This is a genomic window from Sorangium sp. So ce176 (assembly GCF_051519835.1).
In the GTDB taxonomy this organism is placed as follows: Bacteria; Myxococcota_A; Polyangia; order Polyangiales; family Polyangiaceae; genus Sorangium; species Sorangium cellulosum_G.
Genome location: NZ_CP150371.1, coordinates 10,150,669 through 10,170,374 on the forward strand (window position 1 = coordinate 10,150,669; position 19,706 = coordinate 10,170,374).

The following is a 19,706-nucleotide window of genomic DNA, read 5'->3' on the forward strand; positions in this document are numbered from 1 at the left end:
GAATGCCGCTCGCGTGGGTGCTCGCGCAGCGGCAGCTCGCGCTGCGGCCCGAGGAGGACGCACGCATCGAGGGCTGCGCCGAGCTCGACGTGCTGGAGCGGTGGCTCGAGCGCGCCGTCACCGCCGCGACGGCGACCGACGCGCTGACGTGATCGCGGGCTGCCCTGACGGAAGACGCCTCGCGCGCCCGCGCCCCCGGGCGAGCCGTCGGTCGTAGCCCGCCGCGAGCGGCGCACGGCTCCCCGGCGCGAGCGCGGCCCGCTGCGGCCGTCATGGCCCGGCGCGCGCCTGCCGCGAGGCGCCTCGGCTCGACCGCCGGCGAGTCTTTGCCTGCCGCAGCGTCCTGGTGGTAGGGCAAACCCGTGATGCACGCGCGGCGGAGCGGCGATCGATCCGGCGGGACCACGCTGGAGCAGGCGATCGCGCGCTTCCTCACCTACCTCACGGCCGAGCGCCGGGCCTCGCGCCACACGGTGGACGCCTACCGGCGCGACCTGGAGCAGCTCGCCCGCTTCGTCCGCGAGAAGGCGGCCGCGAACGCCGAGGGTCGCCCGGCGACGGCGCGGGGGAAGGCGAAGACAGCGGGGAAGGCTCTGGCCGCAGGCGGCACCCAGGCCGCCAGCAAGGCCCAGACCGCCGGCAACAGCCCGGCCGCCGGCGACGCCCACGCTGCCGCCGAGGCCCCCGCCGCAGGCGAGGCGACGGCCGCAGGCGAGGCCCCGGCCGTCGACGGCCTCGACGTGCTCCTCCTGCGGAGCTGGCTTGGCTCGCTCGCGCGGACCCACGCGCCCGCCTCGATCGCGCGCAAGGTGGGCGCCGCCCGCGCCCTGCTCCGGTACCTGGAGCGGCGCGGCGAGGTCGACAAGAACGCGGCCGCCCAGCTCGCCCTGCCCAAGATCCGGCGGCCGCTGCCGACCTTCCTCGACGTCGACGCCGCCGCCGAGGTCATGGAGATCCCCGGCGCCGACACGGCCGAGGGGCTTCGCGACCGCGCCATCCTGGAGACCCTCTACGGCGCGGGCCTGCGCGTCTCCGAGCTCTGCGGGCTCGACCTCGCCCACGTCGACCGACAGCCCAGCAAGGCGTCGGTGCGCGTCGTCGGCAAGGGCGACAAGGAGCGGATCGTCCCGCTGGGCTCCCATGCCCTCGCCGCCATCGAGCGCTACCTCGAGCGGCGCGCCGAGCTCGCCGATCCGACGACCGGCGCCCGCGACCCCCGCGCCCTGTTCCTGTCCCGCCGCGGCGCGCGCATCGGGGTGCGCCGCGTCCAGACCCTCGTCCAGCGCTACGGCGCCCTCGGCGCCGGCCGCGCCGACCTGCACCCGCACGCGCTCCGGCACACCTGCGCGACCCACCTGCTCGACGGCGGCGCCGACCTCCGGACCATCCAGAAGCTGCTCGGGCACGCCTCGCTCGCCACCACGCAGCGGTACACGCACGTCTCGATCGACCACCTGCTCAAGGTCTACGACGCCGCCCACCCCATGGCGCGCAAGCGGAGCCCCTCGTGAAGCGGGCCCCGAGCTCGCCGGGCACCGCCGTCCCCACGCTGGCCCGCGCGTGGGCGGGGCGGCTCGCCACGAGCGCGCTCGGGGCCAGCGTCTTCGGCGCCCTCGCCGCGTCCCTCGACGCCGGGTGGGCCACGGCCGGCACCGGCGGCGACTCCGCCTTCCAGCTCGCGACCTACCTCGCCGACATCGGGGTGTTCGCGCCGCTCGCCCTCGCGGTCGGCCTGCTCGGCGGCGCCGCCGCGATCGTTGTCGACCCGTCGCGCCCGCCGTCGCCGGCCACGCTGGTCGCCTCGCTGCGCGTGCGCGCGATCGGCCGGCCCGCCGACATCGCGGCGTTCGTGCCGCTCGCGGTCCTCGCGGCCTTCCTCTGGATGACCCTGTGCGCGCACCTCGCCCGCGCGCTGCTCGGGCTCGAGGCCGCCCCCCTGCTGGTCGGCACGGCCATCGCCGCGGGCGCGCTCGGCCTCGGCCTCTTCGCGGGCCTCGCCGTCCTCGCCCTGACGCCGCCGCTCCGGCGCACGCTCGCCAACGCCAGCGACGGGCGCCCGGCCTGCGTCGACCCCGCGGTCACCGGGGGCGTCGCGCTCGGCATCGCCGCGTCCCTGTTCGCGCTCGGCGTCGCCACGGGCGGCGTCTCCGGCGAGGGCGGCTTCCTCGGCATCTACGGCGTCTTCAAGCGCCCCGAGCTCGACCTGCGCGCCCCGGCGATCCTGCTCGTCGTCGCGCTCGCCGCCTTCCTCGCGCCGGCCGCCGTCCGGACGGTGCGCGCCCCGCTCGCGCTCGTCCTCGCGCTCCTGCCGCTCGCGCTCACCGCGCGCGCCGCCACGTCGCTCAACGCCCAGCCCGCGGTGAGCCAGGCGCTCGAGCGCGACGCGCCCGTCGGCGGCAAGAGCCTCGCGGTCCTGCGCCGCATCGCCGACCGCGACGGCGACCGCGCGGCCGCGCTCTTCGGCGGCGGCGACTGCGACGATAGCGACGCGCGCGTCCACCCGCTCGCCGAGGAGATCCTCGACAACGGCGTCGACGACGACTGCACCGGAGGCGACCTGACCGCCGCGGCGCTCGCCCGGCTCGCCCCCGCGCCAGTGCCGGCGGCGAGCGCCGACCCGCCCGCCGCGCGCGTCCCGCCGGACCTGAACGTCGTCCTCATCACGATCGACACGCTCCGCTGGGACCTCGGCTACGCGGGCAACCCGCGGCCGGTGTCGCCGAACCTCGACGCGCTCGCGGCGCGATCGACAGTGTTCGAGCGCGCGTACGCGCTCGCTTCCTACACGGGCAAGAGCATCGGCCCGATGCTCATCGGCAAGTACGGGAGCGAGACCCACAGAAACTGGGGTCATTTCAACAAGTTCAGCGACGAGGACACGTTCGTCACGGAGCGGCTGAAGCGCGCCGGGGTGCGCACGATGAGCGTGCACGGCCACCGGTACTTCGGCAGCTTCGGCGGCCTCGACCGCGGCTTCGACGTGGTGGACATGTCGGCGGCGCCGCCCGAGGGGGCGCCGTGGGACGTCGACAACAAGGCGACGAGCCCCGCGCTGACCGACGCCGCGCTCCGGCTGCTCGCGTCGCCCGAGAACACGGGCGGGCGCTTCTTCCTGTGGGTCCACTACCTCGATCCGCACGCCGACTACCTCCGGCACGACGACGGGCCGGATTTCGGCGCGAAGTCGCAGCGGGACCTCTACGACGGCGAGGTGGCCTTCACGGACAGGCACATCGGCCGGCTGCTCGACGCGATCGCGGCGGCGCCGACGCTCGCCGGGCGCACGGCGATCGTGGTGACGAGCGATCACGGCGAGGCGTTCGGGGAGCACAAGATGTACCGCCACGGCTTCGAGCTCTGGGAGGAGCTCGTGCGCGTGCCGCTGCTCGTCCACGTGCCGGGCGCGACGCCGTCGCGGGTCTCGGCGCGGCGCAGCCTGATCGACCTGACGCCGACGCTCCTCGACCTCATGCGGGTACCGGGCCCGGGCGAGGGCGCGCCGGCGACCGACTTCCTGTCCGGCGCGTCGCTCCTGCCCGACGTGTTCCTCCCTCCCGGCGAGCAGGCGCAGGCGCGCGACGTGCTGATCGACATGCCGGCCGGGCCCTACAACGACGCGCGGCGGTCGTTCATCCGCGGCGACATGAAGCTGACGATCTCGGGCGGCGCCCGGTTCGAGCTCTACGACCTGGCGGGCGACCCGGAGGAGCGGAAGAACCTCTGGGGTACGCCGGCGGCGAAGGAGATCGAGCCGTACTACGCGGCGATGCGGGCCCGTCTCCGCGAGATCCAGGTGACCGGCGCGCGGAAGTGACCGGCGCGCGGAGGGGGCGTTTCTGGGTCCTTGGCGGCCCTCTTCGTGTCCCTGACGGCACGCCACCTCGTCCCGTCGACGCGTCTCTGGGCCCCTGGCGGTCCTCTTCGTGTCCCTGACGGTTCACGTCCGCGCCCTGCCGTTCGAGCTGCGCGCGCTCTCGGCCAAGAGGTCCGGCGTCCGCTCGCGTCCATTCCGGAGCGACGCTGTCTGACCTCCTGCACCGAGGAGCCGCAAAGCCCGTTGACGTCACGGGCTCCACTCCTAGCTATTTCCGGAGGCGTGTCGCGCGCTCGGCGACGACGACAGGTCCAGCGTGAATGAGGAGGGGGGGGTCCAACGAAGACCGAGATTCTCCACAAAGTCCGGGACCGCCTCGCCACAGGGGGCCATCGATCCGTGCCAGTCCGAGCGTTGGTCCTCGCCGGCGGATGGTGGGCGCTCACCGAGGGAGATCGCGCGGGGCTCGCCTTCGGCGCGCCGGTGGTGCTCCTGGCCCTCTTCGCGAGCGCGTGGTTGCCCTCGCCCTCGCCTCGGTGGAGCCCGCTTGGCCTGCTGCGGTTCGTGCAGGTCTTCCTCATCGGCTCGCTCCGTGGCGGGATCGATGTCGCCCACAGCGCGCTCGCGCCACGGCTCCCGATCACGCCCGTGATGATCCGAGTTGCGCTCCGCCTGCCCGCGGGTCCGGCGCGACACCTCTTCATCGGAACGATGAACATGATGCCCGGGACGCTGAGCGTGACCCTCGATGGCGACCAGATCGAGATCCATGTCCTCATCGACACGGGCGATGAGCTCGTCGGGCAGCTACGGGCGCTGGAGGAAGACGTTGCTCGCGCCCTGGGCGAGCGCCTGGAGCGTTCCCGTGCATGACGTGAGGACCGGCGTCGCTGTGTTTCTCTTGCTGAACGTCCTCGCCGGCCTCGTGAGGGTCGCGCGAGGCCCCACGCTCGCCGATCGCATCCTTGTCGCCCAGCTCTTCGGCACGACCGGCGTGGCCGTGCTCCTGCTCATGGCCGCGGACCCGGGGATGTCGGCGCTGCGAAACGTGGCCCTGCTCTTCGCCATGCTCGCGCCGATCACGGTCGTGGCGTTCGTCAAGCACGCCTTCGGGCGCTGGACGGGGGGCGACTCGTGAGGATCGTGGACGCCGCTTCGGGCGCGCTCTTCGCCGTGGGCGCGTTCTTCTTCTTCGCGGGGACCGTTGGGCTCCTGCGGTTTCCGGACGTCTACACGAGGCTGCACGCGCTGACGAAGGCGGACAACCTCGGCCTGGGCTTCGTCGCGGCGGGGCTCGCGCTAGAGGCCGGCGAGCTCTCGGTGGCGCTCAAGCTCGGGATCACCTGGGGTCTCGTGCTGCTCTCCAGCGCCGTCACCTGCCACCTGATCGCGAGGGCCGCATGGCATGGCGGAATCCGACCCTGGAGGAAGACATGAGCGGCGTCGACTGGGCGATGGACGGAGTCCTCGCGTGCGTCCTCCCCTTCCTCTCGTGGCGGGCCCTGGTGACCGAGGATCCGCCGAAGTCCGTTGTGCTCTTCCTGGCCTTCGGCCTCCTCTCCGCCGTGGCCTGGGCTCGCCTCGGCGCCCCGGACGTCGCCCTCGTCGAAGCGGCGGTCGGCACCGGGTTCACGGGCGCCCTGCTCATGAGCGCGCTCGGGTGGATCGGTCCGGCGAAGCAGGCGCCGCCACCCCCTTCCCGGTTCCGGCGAGCCTTGCTGTCCCTGACGCTCGCCGGGCTCGCCCTCCTCCTCGGCGCTGTCGTGTTCTCTCTGCCCGATCCGAGCCGTGGCCTGAGCGATGAAGTGCTCAGCCATCTCGCGCCGGCCGGGGTGTCCTATCCCGTCACCGCGGTCCTGCTCAACTTCCGCGGCTATGACACGCTCCTCGAGATCGCCGTCCTGCTCCTCGCGGCGCTCGGGGTGCAGGCGCAGCTTCGGCCGGCGGTGGCGCTCGACGATGCAGCCACGGCGGGGCCCCTGCTCCCCGCGCTGGTGCGCCAGCTCATCCCCGCCATGATCCTGGTTGCCGGCTATCTGCTCTGGCGGGGCTCGCGGGCGCCTGGCGGGGCGTTTCAAGCGGGCTCGATCCTCGGCGGGGGCGCGATTCTCCTGCTGCTCGCGAGGACGGTGCCACCGCCCTCCCTGTCGTCGATCGCCGTGCGAGCGGCCTTGCTCGTGGGCCCGGCGTGCTTTCTCGCGGTCGCCGTGGCGCCGCTCTTCGCCGGTCGACATGTGCTGGAGTACCCGCCCGCGTGGGCCGGGGCGCTGATTCTTTGCGTCGAATCGGCGCTGACGATCTCGATCGCCATGGTCCTGGCGCTGTTCTTCCCCTCCACGAGGCACCTCGACCGCGCGGGAGAGCAGGTCCACCAGGAGGACAGGACGTGAGCCCGTGGACCCTCTATGCCCTCTCGGGCGTCGTCGTGCTGGCCGTGGCCCTGTACGGGCTGTTTTCCACCGGAGCTCTCCTCAGGAAGGTCATCGCGGCCAACCTCGTCGGGAGCGGCGTGTTCCTGTTTCTCGTGGCGCTGGCGCGGCGATCTTCCTCCGGCGTCCCCGACCCGGTGCCCCACGCGCTGGTCCTGACCGGCATCGTTGTGTCCGTGAGTGCGACGGCCCTGGCCCTTTCCCTGGCGAGGCGCCTCGGCGGTGCGGCGGAGGCCCCCGGGCCCTCCGCGTCGGCCGAGAGAGAAGCGGATGAGCCATGAACGCCGGGCTCGCCTGGGCGGTCCTCATCCCCCTGATCGGCGCCGTCCTGTGCTTGCTCTCAGGTCCGCGCGGCCAGCGATGGATCGTCGGCGCCACGAGCCTGGGGACCCTGGGCGCCGTCTCTGTGGTCGCAGGGTCCGTCAGCAGCCGCGGCACGCTTCGCCACGCTGCAGGCGGCTGGGGCGTGTCGCTCGGCATCGCGCTGCGCGCCGACGGCCTGGCGGCGGTGATGCTGCTCGTCGTCGGCGTCGTCGGCGCGCTGACAAGCGCGCAGGTCCTCCGGGATCCGCGCGCCAGCCCTCGCCCTGGAGGTGGGTTCTTCGCGCTCTGGCTCTCCGCGTGGGCGGCCCTCAACGCCCTCACGGTGTCGGCCGACCTCTTCAACCTGTATGTCACGCTCGAGCTGACGACGCTGGCCGCGGTGGGGCTCATCACCGCCGGCGGCAACCGAGAGGCCGTCGACGCGGGGTTACGTTACCTCCTGGTCGCGCTCCCGGGCTCGCTCGTTTACCTGCTCGGCGTCGCGATCCTCTACGGGATGTACGCCACGCTCGACCTGAGCGTCCTCGGGGCGCGGCTCGCCCCGGACCCGACGACGTGGACGGCGCTCGCGCTGATGATCGTCGGCCTCTGCCTCAAGGCCGCGCTCTTCCCGCTCCACGCGTGGCTCCCTCCCTCCTACGTGAGCGCCGGGTCGACCGTCAGCGCGCTCGTCGCCGCGCTCGTCGGAAAGGGCTCGTTCTATGTGCTCTTGAGGATCTGGCTCGAGGTCCTCCCGGCGGAGGCGGCGCCGCGAGCCGGACAGCTCCTCGGGGCGCTCGGGGCCGCGGGCGTGCTCTGGGGTTCGCTCCTCTCGCTGAGACAGCGACGACTGAAGGCGCTCACGGCCTATTCGAGCGTGGCGCAGATCGGGTATCTGTTCATGTTCTTTCCGCTCGACGTCCCGGGCGCCTTGTCGGGCGCCGTGTACCTCGCGGCCTCGCACGCCGCCGCCGCGGCTTCCATGTTCCTGGCGGCCGGCGCTGTGCATCGCACGCTCGGCCACGACGAGCTCGATGGGCTGCAAGGCCTGGCCCGACACCGCCCGATCACCTTCTTCTCCCTGGCGCTCGCGGGCGCCAGCCTGATGGGGATGCCGCCGAGCGGTGGATTCGTCGCGAAGTGGCTGCTCCTCCGCGCGGCCATCGAGCGCCGCCATGGGTGGCTCGCGGCCGTGATCCTGGTGGGCGGGCTGCTCGCCGCCGGCTACGTGTTCCGGGTCCTGCGCGGCGCGTTCCTGCCGCTGCCGCCCGAGGTGCACCTCCACCCGCTCCCGCGCGGCGCCGAGCTCGCGGCCCTCGCGCTCGCCCTGCTCGCGCTCCTGCTCGGCGTCGCGCCGAAGGCCCCGCTCGATCTCCTCCGCGCGGGGCTGCCGTCATGAGCCTCCACGACTCCATTCCCCTCCTTGTCATCCTGAGCTCTCTCCTGCCTGGGACCCTCATCTTCCTGCTGGCCGAGGAGCAGCGTCGCACCCGGACGGCCCTGAACCTTGCCTCGGCGCTCCTGAAGCTCGCGCTCACGGGCATCCTTGTCTGGGGTATCGAGCACGGCCGGCGCTACGAGACGCGCCTGCCGTTCCTCCCCGGCGCGGACCTGCTCCTCCGCGCCAGCCCTTTCAGCATGCTCTTCGTCACGCTCTCGGCGGTCCTCTGGCTCGTCACCACCGTGTACGCCGTGGGCTACCTGGAGGGGTCGCCGCACCGCAGCCGCTTCTTCGGCTTCTTCTCGCTGAGCGTCTCCTCGACGATGGGCGTCGCGCTCGCGGGGAACCCCCTCACCTTCCTCGTGTTCTACGAGATGCTCACCCTCTCGACGTACCCGCTCATCGTCCACCGCGGGACCAGGGAGGCGCTCCGCGCCGGCGACCTCTATCTCCGCTACACGATCCTCGGCGGGGCGCTGCTCCTCGCGGGCGTGGCGTGCCTGTACGCGCTCGTCGGATCCATCGAGTTCACCGAGGGGGGAGCGCTCCCCCCGCTCGCGGCGCAAGACCGCCACGTCTTCATCCTCGTGTTCGTGCTGCTGATAGGGGGCCTGGGCGTGAAGGCCGCCCTCTTCCCGCTTCATGCCTGGCTGCCCGTGGCCATGATCGCTCCTGCCCCGGTGAGCGCTCTCCTCCACGCGGTCGCCGTCGTCAAGGCCGGAGCGTTCGGGATAACGCGCGTCGTTTACGACGTGTACGGGGTCCACCTCGCTCACGAGCTCGGCGTCATGAGGCCCCTCGCGATCCTCGCCGCGACGACGATCCTCTACGGCTCGCTCAAGGCCCTCGCGCAGGATGATCTCAAGTCGCGGCTGGCCTATTCGACCGTCAGTCAGGTCTCCTACATCACGCTCGGCGTGGCGGCGTTCGGCACGCTGTCCACCATCGGTGGCATCGTCCACCTCGTCCACCAGGGGCTGATGAAGATCACGCTCTTCTTCTGCGCCGGAAACCTGGCCGAGGAGCTCGGGCTCCACAAGGTGAGCGAGCTGCGCGGCGTGGGCCGGCGGATGCCCTGGACGATGGCCGCGTTCACCCTGGCGGCGCTGGGGATGATCGGCGTGCCGCCGCTCGCCGGGTTCGTGACCAAGTGGTACCTCGGGGTGGGCGCGCTCGAGGCGGACCAGCCGTGGATCGCCGTCGTCCTGATCGTCAGCAGCCTGCTCAACGCCGCCTACTTCTTGCCGATCGTCCACGATGCATGGTTCGGGGAGCCCGCGTCGCCCTGGCCGGAGGCCTCGCGCCGCGCGGAGGTGAGGCCGTTCCTGCTGTGGCCCACGCTTGTCGCCGCGGCGCTCTCCCTCGCTGTCGGGCTCTTCGCCGGCGCCTCGCTGAGCCCCCTGGCATGGGCCAAGCTGATAGCCGCCCGGGAGTTCGCGCCGTGACCCTCGACGGCCTCGCCGCCGGGGCGACGATCGCGGCGTTCGCGTTCCCCCTGCTCCTCGCGGCGGCGATGCCTGTACGCTTCCTTCGACCGCTCGTGGCCGCGCTCGCCCCCTGGGCCGCCTTGCCGGCGCTGATCCTCGCCGTCGGCCTGCACGGGCGCGTGACCATCGACTGGAGCGCTGCCGTCCTCGGGATGCGCCTCGGGTCCTCAGGCACGTTGACCCGGGGCTTCCTGCTCTTCACGGCGTGCCTGTGGCTCGTCTCCAGCCTCTTTGCGCGAGCGTACCTGGCGGGCGATCCGGATCGCGCTCGTTTCTGGGTCTTCTTCCTCGCGACGCTGAGCGGGAACCTCGGGCTCGTCCTCGCCCAGGACGTGGCGAGCTTCTATCTCTTCTTCGCCCTCATGACCTTCGCCGCGTACGGGCTGATCGTGCACGATGGAACCGGCGGGGCGCGCCGGGCCGGACGGGTCTATATCGTGATGGCCCTCCTCGGCGAGATGTCGCTCCTGGCGGCGTTTCTCCTCATCGTGGGCGCCGACATCAACGTTGACCTGCAGGACGTCCCGCGCGTGGTGGCCGCCTCGGCGCTCCGGGATCTCATTGCCGCCCTGCTCCTCGTCGGGTTCGGGGTCAAGGCTGGAGCGCTCCTCCTGCACATGTGGCTGCCCCTCGCGCACCCGGCGGCGCCGATCCCGGCGAGCGCGATCCTGAGCGGCGCGATGATCAAGGCGGGTGTCCTCGGCTGGCTGCGGTTCTTGCCCCTCGGCGCCGCGGCGCTGCCCGCCCACGGTTCGGCGTGCGTTGTCGCCGGGGTCGCCGCGGCGTTCTTCGGCGTCGCGCTCGGGCTGACGCAGCGGGAGTCCAAGACGATCCTGGCCTACTCCAGCGTGAGTCAGATGGGCTTCATGACGGCCGCGCTCGGCATCGGCCTCTCGAATCCGGGCGCCGCTCCCGGGGTGGTCGCGGCGATCCTCTTCTACGCGATGCACCACGCTCTGGCGAAGGGAGCGCTCTTCCTCGGCACCGGGGTCGCCAGGGCGACGGGCTCCGGCTGGCCGGGGGGCCTCGTGGCCCTGGGCCTGTCATGGTCGGCCCTGGATCTGGCGGGGGCGCCGCTCTCCAGCGGCTCCCTCGCGAAGATCGCCCTCACGAACATCGTGGCACAGGCGCCCTGGGGAGCCGCGTCGTTGCCCTGGTTGCTGTCCATCGGGGCCGTCGCCAGCACGCTCCTGATGATCCACTTCGTGCGTCGCACCATCCCGCGCTCGGCGGAGCGCCTCGTTCCCGGGGCCGGGCTGTGGGTTCCCTGGGCGTGCCTCATCCTGCTCGACCTCGGCTTTCTCGTGAGGCCGCCGGTCGCGCCGGCGGATCTCGGGCTCCTCGTTGCCCCCGGCGCGCTCTGGTCCGCGGCCTGGCCGGTGCTCGTGGGCGTCGTGCTCGCCGCTGTCGGCGGGCGGCTGCGACGCCGAGGCACACGCGTCCTTGTGGAGCTCCCCCCTGGAGATCTGCTCTATCTGGTCGATGCCGTCCTGATGAAGCTTCAGCGGGTCCTCCTCGCGGCCCGGGACGCGTGGGCGAGCGTGGATCTCCGGCAACGGCGCGCACGGCTCGTTCCTATCGGGCGGCTCTCGGATCGCCTCCTCGAGGCAGCGGAGCGGGGCGAGGTGGCCCTCTCCGCGTTCGGGGCGATCGGCCTGCTGTTCCTCCTCCTCGCCGTCGTGGTCGCGGCCGCGCAGCTCTTCTAGCGAGGAGCGGTAGACGGCGCTGCGCGCGAGGTCGCTCGCCAGGTCTCCGGCGGCGCGTTCGTGCTCCGCCGCCGCGCGTCGACCGAGCGCTTCTGGGGAGTTTGCGCGCAGCGCCGCGGCCAGCACGTTTCGGTCGCGGAGGACGAGACGCGGCCTTTGATACATTGACGTCATGGCAAAACACACGGTCTTCAGCTTCTGTTTCATGGCCGTAGCGCTCGTGGCGGCCGCATGCAGCGACGACAACGGCGGGAACAACGGCGCCACCTCGGGGCCGGGCGGCGGCGGCGGCGATGGCGGGGCCCCCGGCGACAAGGACCCTGCCGAGGTCACGTCGGCCGACGATTGCTTCTCCGACGGCGCGGGCGGCGCCAACGCATTCCAGTGCTCGGCCGCGAGGATCGAGCTCGCCGAGCCGGTCCCCGTCGCCGCGCTGACGTTCGTCGTCGAGACCAGCGAGGGCGACGTCTTCGATGCCGCCAGCCAGGACCAGCCGCTCGGCATCAGGGTCGAGGTCGACCCGGGTGGCGGCGCGGGAGGAGGTGGCGGCGCCGGCGGCGGGTCGGGGGAGGTCGCGACAGCGCTCGTCGTCTACGTCGACAGCCCGCCGCCGCACTACAACCCGACGTGGATCGACGTCCAGGTCCGCGCCGGCGGTGAGCTCGTGGGCGAAAAGCGCTTCGAGGACCTCAAGTTCGCCTGCGTCGCGCGCTCGTCGGACGACTGGTGCTGGGAGTCCGAGCCGGTCACCCTGCCCATCGACGCGGCGGAGTGAGCGCCTCGAGCGGCGCGCCGCAACGCTTCCTGGAGACGACCACCGCCGCGGAGATCCATGTAGCCCGTGATGGGCTCGTCGACGACAGCACAGTCGATGCATGGAGTCGGGGCTTCGCCCAACCAGTCGCGCACGAGCCCCTGCGCGCTGCCGCCGAGATCCTGGTGTCCGCATCGCCCTCGTTCCATCGGCTTCGACCCGACCGGCAAGAGTTCACTCAACGCCCATTGGCCCGCCAGGCTGCCATCCTCGATGGCAATCATGGCCGGAGTCGCTGAGATCGATCCCCTGGCGCCACGGATCTTCACGCGGCTCGTCCCCGCCGGCTGCCGCGTAGGCGCTCGCAGAGCAGGCCCGTCGACGGAGCGCTCGCGCCTCATCATCGCACGATGCTCCTCTCCGCCGGTTTCGCCGGTTCGCTGGCGGCGCAAACCAACCCCATCGACGTCGACAGGCTCCGCCGGTGCGGGACGCGGCGTCATGGCACGCTCGCGACGAGCAGCTTGCCGCCGGACCGGCGACCGGGCGCCTCCCCGCGCTGCCGCGCGACGCGGGCGTGCTGCCCCGCCCCGTTCTGCGGTAGCCTCTCCCCGCCCCATGAGCGACCTGCGCCAGCCCGCCGAGACCAAATACGAACACGAGCTCGCGGCCCTCGCCGCCGAGGACACGGCGCCGAGGCCGCCCGGGTGGCGGCTCTCGCCGAGGGCCGTGGAGACCTACATCCTCGGCAGCGACAAGCCCGTCGGCGGCATCGCGATCACGCCCAAGTACATCGGCGATCGCGCGCTCGTGCAGGTCGCCCTCGCGACGCTCGCCTCCGACCGCGCGCTCATGCTCGTCGGCGAGCCAGGCACGGCGAAGAGCTGGCTCTCCGAGCACCTCTCCGCGGCCATCAGCGGGACGAGCGCCCTCGTCGTCCAGGGGACCGCGGGCACCAGCGAGGAGCACGTCAAATACGGCTGGAACTACGCCCTGCTCCTCGCCGAGGGGCCGTCGCAGAAGGCGCTCGTGCCCTCGCCCATCCTCCGCGCCATGCGCGACGGGAGGTTCGCGCGGTTCGAGGAGATCACCCGCACGTCGTCGGAGATCCAGGACGCGCTCATCTCCATCCTGTCCGAGAAGCAGGTCGCCGTCCCGGAGCTCGACCAGGTGGTCTCCGCGCAGCGCGGGTTCAACCTCATCGCCACCGCCAACACGCGCGACCGCGGCGTCAACGAGATGAGCGCCGCGCTCAAGCGCCGCTTCAACTTCATCACCGTCCCTGTCGTCGACGACCTCGAGCAGGAGATCCGCATCGTGCAGAAGCGCGAGGCCGAGCTCCGCGGCGACTACCAGGTCGGCGTCGAGCCGCCGGCCGAGCTCGCGAAGCTGCTCGTCACGCTGTTCCAGGAGCTCCGCGCCGGCGTCACCAAGGACGGCAAGACCAAGGTGAAGGCGCCCGGCTCGGTCCTGTCGACAGCGGAGGCGATCAGCGTGCTGTTCAACAGCGGGATCCTCGCGCAGCACTTCGGCACGGGGAAGATCACGGCCGACGACCTGGCGCGCTCGCTCCTCGGCGCCGTGACCAAGGAAGGCGGCGACGACCTCAAGGCCGTGCGCGAGTACTGCGAGACAGTGGCCAAGGGGCGCGCGGGGCTCTGGAAGGAGTTCTACGCTGCCTCCAAGAAGCGGCTCGCGCCCTGAGCGAGGGAGACCCGATGGACCTCGACCGGCTCGCCGCCGTCCACCTCTTCCCGGTGCGCCATCACTCGCCGCGCTCGAGCGCGACGCTGCGCGCGTACCTCGACGAGGTGCGGCCGAAGGCGATCTTCGTCGAGGGGCCGAGCGACGCCACCGAGCTCCTCGAGGCGCTCGTCGATCCGAAGACCGTCCCGCCGGTCGCGATCCTCGGCTACCGGACCGACGGGACGCCCGCGTCGTCGCTGTGGCCGTTCGCCGCGTACTCGCCCGAGTACGTGGCGGTGAAGTGGGCCTTCGAGCACGGCGCGCGCGTGGAGCTCATCGACGTGCCCGTCGGCATGACCCTCGCGCCGTTCGAGGGCGCCACGGTCGGCCACGACGACGCCGAGGACCCGGGCGGCCACGAGCGCGAGGGCGACGCGGAGCGCGGGGAGGACGCGGACGAGGGCGGTGACGGGCCGGCGAGCGTGGAGGAGCCGCAGGAGAGCCTCTACGAGGCGTGCGCGCGGGCGCGGGGGTTCCGCTCGTTCGAGGAGTTCTGGGAGGCGTCGTTCGAGGCGCCCCGCTACGAGCCCAGGTCGTTCCGCGAGGCGCTCCTCGCCTACGCGGACCTCGCGCGCGGCGACGGCGAGCGGCTGGTCCACCGGGCGCGCGACGCGTACATGGCGCGGCAGATCCTCGAGCGCATGGGGGCGGACCTCGCCCCGCGCGAGGTCGCGGCCGTGCTCGGCGCGGCCCACGCGGCGGCGTTCGCGGCGCGCGACGTCGATCCCGCGCTGGAGGCGCGGCTGCCGGCGCCCGTGCCGTGCGCGGTGACGCTGATCCCGTTCAGCTTCCCGCGGCTGTCCGAGCAGCTCGGCTACGGCGCGGGGAACCGGGCGCCGCAGTACTACCAGCGCGCGCACGACGCGGGGGGCGACTTCCGGCGCGCCACGCTCGAGGTGCTGATCGACTTCACCGAGCACCTCCGCCTGCGCGGGTTCATGGCGTCGCTCGCGGACACCATCGAGGCGTTCCGCCTGGCGGTGGCGCTCGCCGAGCTCCGCGGCAAGGCGGAGCCGGGCCTCGACGAGGTGCGCGAGGCGACGATCGCGACCATGTGCCGCGGCGACGCGACCCACGTTGACGGCTTCCTGTGGCCGGCGGTCATCGGGCGCAACGTCGGTCGGGTCGGGAGCCGCATCGGGAAGAATTCACTCCAGGAGGAATTCTGGCGCGAGGTGCGCGAAAGAAGGCTCCCCGCAACGGACGCGCCCGAGTCGTTCCGGCTCTCTCTCACCAACCAGGTTGAGGTCGGAACGAGCGTGCTCCTGCACCGGCTCCGCATCGCGAAGATTCCGTACGCTGCGTACGCTGGCACGCGAAGGTCGGGCGTTGCGGCGCGTCGCCGCGGTCCGGCGGCGCAGGAGGTGCCGGCGGACGAGCTGCTGGGGCAGCTCAGCGAGACATGGGAGGCGCAGTGGACGCCGGCGACCGACGTTGCGCTCGTCGAGAAGATCGTCCTGGGCGACACGCTGGAGCAGGTGGCGACGCGGCTGCTCGAGGAGGACCTCGCGGCGTGCCACACGACCGGCGAGGCAGCGGACGTGCTGCTGAACGGGGTGCTCGCGTCGAGCGCCCGCGCCGTGGCCGCGGCGCTGCGCGCGTGCGACGAGTTCGCCGCGGGCGACAGCGATCTGCCGTCGCTGGCCCGGGCGTGCCGCGCGTTCGCGGGGCTCGCGTCGTTCGGGTCGTCGCGGTCGCTGTCGTCGCTCGGCGACGGGGTGATCGCGCCGATGCTGGAGAAGACGTTCGCGCGCGCGGTCCTGCGCGTCCACGGGGGCTGCACGGGCAGCGACGAGGCGGTCGCCGCCGCCAAGGAGGCGCTGCGCACGCTGCACGACGTGGCGCTGTCGCAGCCGATCGTCGACCGCGGGGCGTGGCTCGACGCGGCGCGGGGGCTCGTGGACAGCGAGGTGGTGAACCCGACGGCGTCCGGGCTCGCGTGCGGGCTGCTCTACCTGGCGCAGGCGATCGACGACGCCGAGGTGGCGCGGGTCGTCGGCCTGCGGCTCGGGGGCGCGGCCGTGCCCGAGGCGGCGGCGTCGTTCCTGGCCGGGTTCCTCGAGGTGAACGCGCTGGTGCTGGTGAAGAGCCGGCCCGTGGTCGAGGCGCTGGACGCGTTCCTCCGGGCGATCGCGCCGGAGCGCTTCAAGGACACGCTGCCGGTGCTTCGGCGCGCGTTCGCTGGGCTCGGCGCGACGGAGCGGCGGTACCTGCTCGAGAACGTGCTCGCGGCGCGGAAGCTGGGGGACAAGGCGCGCGCGGCGCAGGCGGTGCTCCTGGAGAAGGACCGGGAGAAGCTGAAGGAGATGAGCGAGGACCTCTCACAGGCGATGGACGACCTGGACGAGTTGCTCTGACACGACCCGGGTCTGACGACCTGCGGGTCCGACGACCTGGACGACCTGAACGACGACCCGACGACCGACGACCTGAACCAGGTTGAGTTCTCGTGAGACGACCTGAACCAGATCGAGACCAACGCTACCCCCAACGACGACCCGAACCCGACGACCCGAACCAGGTTGAGTTCTAGGTTATTCTAGGTTCACGGTACAGAACGGTTCCCGCCGGTCAAGCATAGCCCCCCGACAACACGGATTCTGTTTCGCTTCTTGCACGCTCACCACGGTATGACGCATGCGTACCCACTCGCGTGATGCCGCATGGAGGATCTACCACTTGCTCGGCCTCCTGAAGGCACACGCTCGCCTGAGGGCACGTCCATGTCGTCGCCCACCCCTCGATCCTTCTGGCCATCCCACGATCCCGCTCCCGCAGGCGGCTCTACACCACAAGCACCACGTCATTCACGCTGACCCCGTGAAACATTCGCATCCACCATGTCCCCACCGGGAATACGGCGCTGCGTACACCGGCACGCCAGCGTTCGAGCGCCGCGCGGTACGTCGCGCGGAACGCCCGCACGGACGCGGCAGCGGTTTGCCACGCTCCTCCCTGCTCGCGGCCCACCGCAAAGGTAGGATTGCGGCCAAGCAGCGCCTCGAAGCTCGTGGCACGCTGGTAAGGCGAGACGTTGCTGGCTCGCTCGGCACCAAAGAAGCGGAGTCCTTGCCGCTCCACCTCGGCATGGGCCAGCGCCTCCTGTCGTTCGAGCTCGGCCAAGATCTCGCGGCGGAATGCCTCCGCCGCGTCCTGCTCGATGATAGGCGGTAGTGCGAGCGGCAGCGTTGCTTCCTGGGGCCACTGTGGATTTTCCGGGTCGAGGTATGCCGAGGGACGAGCCGCGTGCAGCACGGCGTGGCCGATCTCACCCACATCCACCTTGGCGCCGGGCCATTCTCTCGAATTACGGACGAGACCGGCAGCAACAGGGTTTGCAAGGACATAGGCAATCTTTTCCACAACCGCCGCGCGAGTCAGCAGCCGTACCACGCTCGTGGCTTCATGGTCCCATACCGGGCCCTCCCACTTGCGCAGCACCTTCGTGCCGAGCGCGACGATTCGATGGAAGAACTGCAAGAAGCGCGGCAGGACGCCCTGCACATCGGTCACGACGAGGTGCAGATGCGTCGACATCGCGCAAAGGGCATGAACCTCGACACCGTAGCGGCGGGCCGCGACAGCGAGGGCATAGACCAAGAACTGGTTCATGGCTGCATCGGGGCGAAACAGGAAATGTCGGCGCAGAACGCGACGGGTGATCAGGTACGTGGCGCCGGGAGCGATCTCGCGAGGCTGGCTCATGGCCGGATCACATAGACAAACGCTGCGCCACCAAGGGATGTGAATCATTTCAATGACTTACCCCGCTATGGGGGGTGGCGGCCGCCGATTTCCGCCAATTTCCGCCACGCTGGGCCGCCGCTTGTCACGCGGCCAGCTGGTGTCAGGCCGCCTCGGATTACCCCCGGTAGACCTCGGTAGACCTCAACCTCGGTAGACCTCAACCTGGGTATGGGTAGACCTCAACCTGGGTCGGGTCGGCCCCCCAGAGTTGGGTCGGATCGGGTCAGGTCGGGTCGGGTGGGTCGACAACCTGGGTCGTCCAACCCGGGTCGGGTTGCGGCTCCCCAACCGGCCAACCTGGGTCGGGTTGCCAGGTTGCCAACCTGGGTCGGGTTGCCGGTTGAACCTGGGTCGGGTCTGCCCCCGGCCGCCAGCAAACCTGGGTCGGGTTGCCGGTTGAACCTGGGTCGGGTCTGCCGGTCGGGTCTGCCCCCGGCCGCCAGCAGGCTCACTCCTCCTGGCCGGCCCGCGACCAGCCGCCGAGCTTGACGCCCGGCGTCTGCGCCAGGAAGGCCTGCACCGCGGGCGGCGGCGACGCCCACGCCGCGAGGCGCCCCGGGCTCCGCGGGATCGGCGTCGTCGCCGAGCGCGAGTAGGAGCTCCACGCGCCGTCGCTGCAGGCATAGCAGGTCGAGCGCGCGAGCTGCGCGGTGAGCCGGAGCGACCCCCGCGCGTCGTAGGCCGGCGCGATCTTCACGAGCTGCGGGGGGTCCTTCTCTCGCCGCGCGGCCTCCGGATCCTCCTCGATGTCGTCGAGCGTCGCCTCGGCCGCGCGCTGCAGCGACGGCACGCCGGACACCTCGGCGAGCAGGTCGACCGCCGCGCCGCGCTCGGCGTCCCACACAGTGAACGCGGCCCCCTCGGAGCCGTGCGCGCCGCAGAGGTCGCTGTACGTGCGCTCCTCGATGAACAGGTACGGCCCCACGCTGCCGATCAGCGCGGCGCTGTGCTGGAACACGTTGCTCTCGTCCTGCTCCGGCACCGTGATCACCGCCTGGCGCTCGCCGTCCCCGCGCAGCACGAGCGCCGCGTCGGTCGCCGTACCCTCGCCCGGCTCGCGCGTGTCCCCGTCCCAGAGCTCGCACGGCGTCGTCTCGACCTCCTTCGCGCGCGCCTCCCAGCGCCACTCCCCGCGCCGGGTCGCCACGACGATCCCGGGCTCCTCGCGGATCACCGCGCCGCCCTCGGCGACGTGCCACGTCCTCGGCGTCCCCTCGCCCGTGCTGCCCCAGACGAGGACCACCCCGTCGGCAGCAACGTTCCCGGCCGACTCGGCCTCGGGCGGGCGCGGGGCGGGCGCGAGCTGGATGTCGGTGGAGGCGGCCGGCGCAGGCCCGGGCCGCGCGGCACAGCCGGAGATCAGCGCCAGCGAGACGATCAACGCAGCAGGTCGGGAGCGCAGCATGCGGAGCCGAAAGAGCATGGTGTGTGCCGCGGCCCACGGCCAGGAAAGCCCGCGCCGCGCGCGCCGGAGGTGTAGCCGCGCGCCCACGCCGCGTGGCACGAGCGCCCCGTCACCGGCGTCGGCACCCGACGATCGAGCTCCGACGCGGGCAGCAGCACGAACGGCGCGTCGCCCGCGTCGGCGAGCGCGCCGTCCTCAGGTGCCGGAACGCGAGCGCGCCCGGCGCAGGAGCGCCCGCTGCGCGGCGTTCAGCCGGATCCCGGGCCTGCGCTGCCGGATCCGGGCCTCCATCGCGTCGACGTCGGCGGCGAGCTCGCGCTCCAGCAGCAGCGCGGCCGCGAGGGTCGCCGATCGGCCGCGGCCCGAGGCGCAGTGCAGGTACACGCCGTCCACGCCCCGCAGCCGCTCGAGGAGCTCCAGGAGCCGCTCCACCTCGGGCCCCGTGCCGTCGAGCGTCGGCACGCAGAGGTAGCCGGGGTGGCGCCGCACCGCGGCGGCCGCCGGAAACTCGGCCGTCATGTCCACGACCACCCGCACGCCCGCCGGCAGCTCGTGGGCGAGCGGCCGCCGGCCGACCCAGAGCCCCGGCGCCACCTCGTTGGCGCAGTCCGCCCGCCCGAGCGCCCGCTCCGCGCGCCATACAGCCCAGGTCAGGAGGAAGTACGGACCGAGCAGGATGAGCGCCCACGCGGCCTGTGTGCCGTCTGGCCGCTTGCCCAGCAGCGCGGGCCGGCGCGCGATGTACGCGGCGCCAACAAAACCGAAGCTCAGCGCCGGCCAGAGCAGGGCGAGCGCAGCCCCGCCGGCCAGGACGGCGAGCGCGGCGAGCGAGGCGCTCAGGACGAGGAAGGTCAGGCCGTATCGCATGGATCGG

The 19,706-nt window shown here is 72.4% G+C and carries 17 protein-coding genes; 14 read left to right on the plus strand and 3 right to left on the minus strand.

Annotation, left to right across the window (positions count from 1 at the left end):
- The first annotated feature begins 2 nt into the window (after positions 1-2).
- The 14 genes from WMF42_RS38510 to WMF42_RS38575 all read left to right on the plus strand — a co-directional run bounded on the left by WMF42_RS38510 (position 3) and on the right by WMF42_RS38575 (position 16,037).
- Positions 3-152, plus strand: a complete 150-nt coding sequence (locus WMF42_RS38510; protein ID WP_437688173.1) for a hypothetical protein — start codon at positions 3-5, stop codon at positions 150-152.
- A 213-nt stretch (positions 153-365) separates the two neighbouring features.
- Positions 366-1,511, plus strand: a complete 1,146-nt coding sequence (locus tag WMF42_RS38515) for a tyrosine recombinase XerC (RefSeq protein WP_437694401.1) — start codon at positions 366-368, stop codon at positions 1,509-1,511.
- The gene (locus WMF42_RS38520) at positions 1,508-3,814 is read left to right on the plus strand and encodes a sulfatase-like hydrolase/transferase (RefSeq protein ID WP_437688174.1); all 2,307 of its coding nucleotides are present in this window, start codon (positions 1,508-1,510) and stop codon (positions 3,812-3,814) included. The genes WMF42_RS38515 and WMF42_RS38520 overlap by 4 nt, the downstream gene beginning before the upstream one ends.
- Before the next feature lie 414 nt (positions 3,815-4,228).
- Positions 4,229-4,687 carry a Na+/H+ antiporter subunit E gene (locus WMF42_RS38525; protein WP_437688175.1) on the plus strand — a complete coding sequence of 153 codons (459 nt, stop codon included), beginning with the start codon at positions 4,229-4,231 and terminating at the stop codon, positions 4,685-4,687.
- Positions 4,680-4,952: a monovalent cation/H+ antiporter complex subunit F gene (locus tag WMF42_RS38530; RefSeq protein ID WP_437688176.1), complete on the plus strand. Its 273-nt coding sequence runs from the start codon at positions 4,680-4,682 to the stop codon at positions 4,950-4,952. Before WMF42_RS38525 ends, WMF42_RS38530 begins: the two co-directional genes overlap by 8 nt.
- Positions 4,949-5,251, plus strand: a complete 303-nt coding sequence (gene mnhG / locus WMF42_RS38535; protein ID WP_437688177.1) for a monovalent cation/H(+) antiporter subunit G — start codon at positions 4,949-4,951, stop codon at positions 5,249-5,251. Before WMF42_RS38530 ends, mnhG begins: the two co-directional genes overlap by 4 nt.
- Entirely contained in the window at positions 5,248-6,204 is a 957-nt protein-coding gene (locus WMF42_RS38540) for a hydrogenase subunit MbhD domain-containing protein (protein WP_437688178.1), read from the plus strand. The genes mnhG and WMF42_RS38540 overlap by 4 nt, the downstream gene beginning before the upstream one ends.
- Positions 6,201-6,524, plus strand: a complete 324-nt coding sequence (locus WMF42_RS38545; protein ID WP_437688179.1) for a cation:proton antiporter subunit C — start codon at positions 6,201-6,203, stop codon at positions 6,522-6,524. Before WMF42_RS38540 ends, WMF42_RS38545 begins: the two co-directional genes overlap by 4 nt.
- Positions 6,521-7,945, plus strand: a complete 1,425-nt coding sequence (locus WMF42_RS38550) for a complex I subunit 5 family protein (RefSeq protein ID WP_437688180.1) — start codon at positions 6,521-6,523, stop codon at positions 7,943-7,945. Before WMF42_RS38545 ends, WMF42_RS38550 begins: the two co-directional genes overlap by 4 nt.
- On the plus strand, positions 7,942-9,432 hold the full coding sequence (locus tag WMF42_RS38555) for a complex I subunit 5 family protein (RefSeq protein ID WP_437688181.1): 1,491 nt from the start codon (positions 7,942-7,944) through the stop codon (positions 9,430-9,432). The genes WMF42_RS38550 and WMF42_RS38555 overlap by 4 nt, the downstream gene beginning before the upstream one ends.
- Positions 9,429-11,180, plus strand: a complete 1,752-nt coding sequence (locus WMF42_RS38560) for a complex I subunit 5 family protein (protein ID WP_437688182.1) — start codon at positions 9,429-9,431, stop codon at positions 11,178-11,180. Before WMF42_RS38555 ends, WMF42_RS38560 begins: the two co-directional genes overlap by 4 nt.
- Positions 11,181-11,352: 172 nt before the next feature.
- Entirely contained in the window at positions 11,353-11,955 is a 603-nt protein-coding gene (locus WMF42_RS38565) for a hypothetical protein (protein ID WP_437688183.1), read from the plus strand.
- A gap of 597 nt (positions 11,956-12,552) precedes the next feature.
- Positions 12,553-13,638, plus strand: coding sequence for an ATP-binding protein (locus WMF42_RS38570; protein WP_437688184.1), 1,086 nt, complete (start codon positions 12,553-12,555; stop codon positions 13,636-13,638).
- Between the two features lie 14 nt (positions 13,639-13,652).
- Positions 13,653-16,037 carry a DUF5682 family protein gene (locus WMF42_RS38575; protein WP_437688185.1) on the plus strand — a complete coding sequence of 795 codons (2,385 nt, stop codon included), beginning with the start codon at positions 13,653-13,655 and terminating at the stop codon, positions 16,035-16,037.
- 427 nt (positions 16,038-16,464) lie between these two features.
- Here the strand turns inward: WMF42_RS38575 and WMF42_RS38580 are convergent, their stop codons facing one another.
- The 3 genes from WMF42_RS38580 to WMF42_RS38590 all read right to left on the minus strand — a co-directional run bounded on the left by WMF42_RS38580 (position 16,465) and on the right by WMF42_RS38590 (position 19,699).
- On the minus strand, positions 16,465-17,385 hold the full coding sequence (locus tag WMF42_RS38580) for a transposase (RefSeq protein WP_437688186.1): 921 nt from the start codon (positions 17,383-17,385) through the stop codon (positions 16,465-16,467).
- A 490-nt stretch (positions 17,386-17,875) separates the two neighbouring features.
- A complete protein-coding gene (locus WMF42_RS38585) occupies positions 17,876-18,832 on the minus strand; it encodes a hypothetical protein (RefSeq protein ID WP_437688187.1) in 957 nt (318 codons plus the stop codon).
- Positions 18,833-19,027: 195 nt separating this feature from the next.
- Positions 19,028-19,699 carry a hypothetical protein gene (locus tag WMF42_RS38590; protein WP_437688188.1) on the minus strand — a complete coding sequence of 224 codons (672 nt, stop codon included), beginning with the start codon at positions 19,697-19,699 and terminating at the stop codon, positions 19,028-19,030.
- Positions 19,700-19,706: the final 7 nt, after the last annotated feature.

What these genes read in the sequence shown, in the direction of transcription:
- WMF42_RS38575 (WP_437688185.1), top strand. Translation starts at nt 13,653, where the DNA reads ATGGACCTCGACCGGCTCGCCGCCGTCCACCTCTTCCCGGTGCGCCAT.
- WMF42_RS38570 (WP_437688184.1), top strand. Translation starts at nt 12,553, where the DNA reads ATGAGCGACCTGCGCCAGCCCGCCGAGACCAAATACGAACACGAGCTC.
- WMF42_RS38510 (WP_437688173.1), top strand. Translation starts at nt 3, where the DNA reads ATGCCGCTCGCGTGGGTGCTCGCGCAGCGGCAGCTCGCGCTGCGGCCC.
- WMF42_RS38550 (WP_437688180.1), top strand. Translation starts at nt 6,521, where the DNA reads ATGAACGCCGGGCTCGCCTGGGCGGTCCTCATCCCCCTGATCGGCGCC.
- WMF42_RS38555 (WP_437688181.1), top strand. Translation starts at nt 7,942, where the DNA reads ATGAGCCTCCACGACTCCATTCCCCTCCTTGTCATCCTGAGCTCTCTC.
- WMF42_RS38540 (WP_437688178.1), top strand. Translation starts at nt 5,248, where the DNA reads ATGAGCGGCGTCGACTGGGCGATGGACGGAGTCCTCGCGTGCGTCCTC.
- WMF42_RS38580 (WP_437688186.1), bottom strand. Translation starts at nt 17,385, where the DNA reads ATGAGCCAGCCTCGCGAGATCGCTCCCGGCGCCACGTACCTGATCACC.
- WMF42_RS38565 (WP_437688183.1), top strand. Translation starts at nt 11,353, where the DNA reads ATGGCAAAACACACGGTCTTCAGCTTCTGTTTCATGGCCGTAGCGCTC.
- WMF42_RS38585 (WP_437688187.1), bottom strand. Translation starts at nt 18,832, where the DNA reads ATGCTGCGCTCCCGACCTGCTGCGTTGATCGTCTCGCTGGCGCTGATC.
- WMF42_RS38590 (WP_437688188.1), bottom strand. Translation starts at nt 19,699, where the DNA reads ATGCGATACGGCCTGACCTTCCTCGTCCTGAGCGCCTCGCTCGCCGCG.
- WMF42_RS38515 (WP_437694401.1), top strand. Translation starts at nt 366, where the DNA reads ATGCACGCGCGGCGGAGCGGCGATCGATCCGGCGGGACCACGCTGGAG.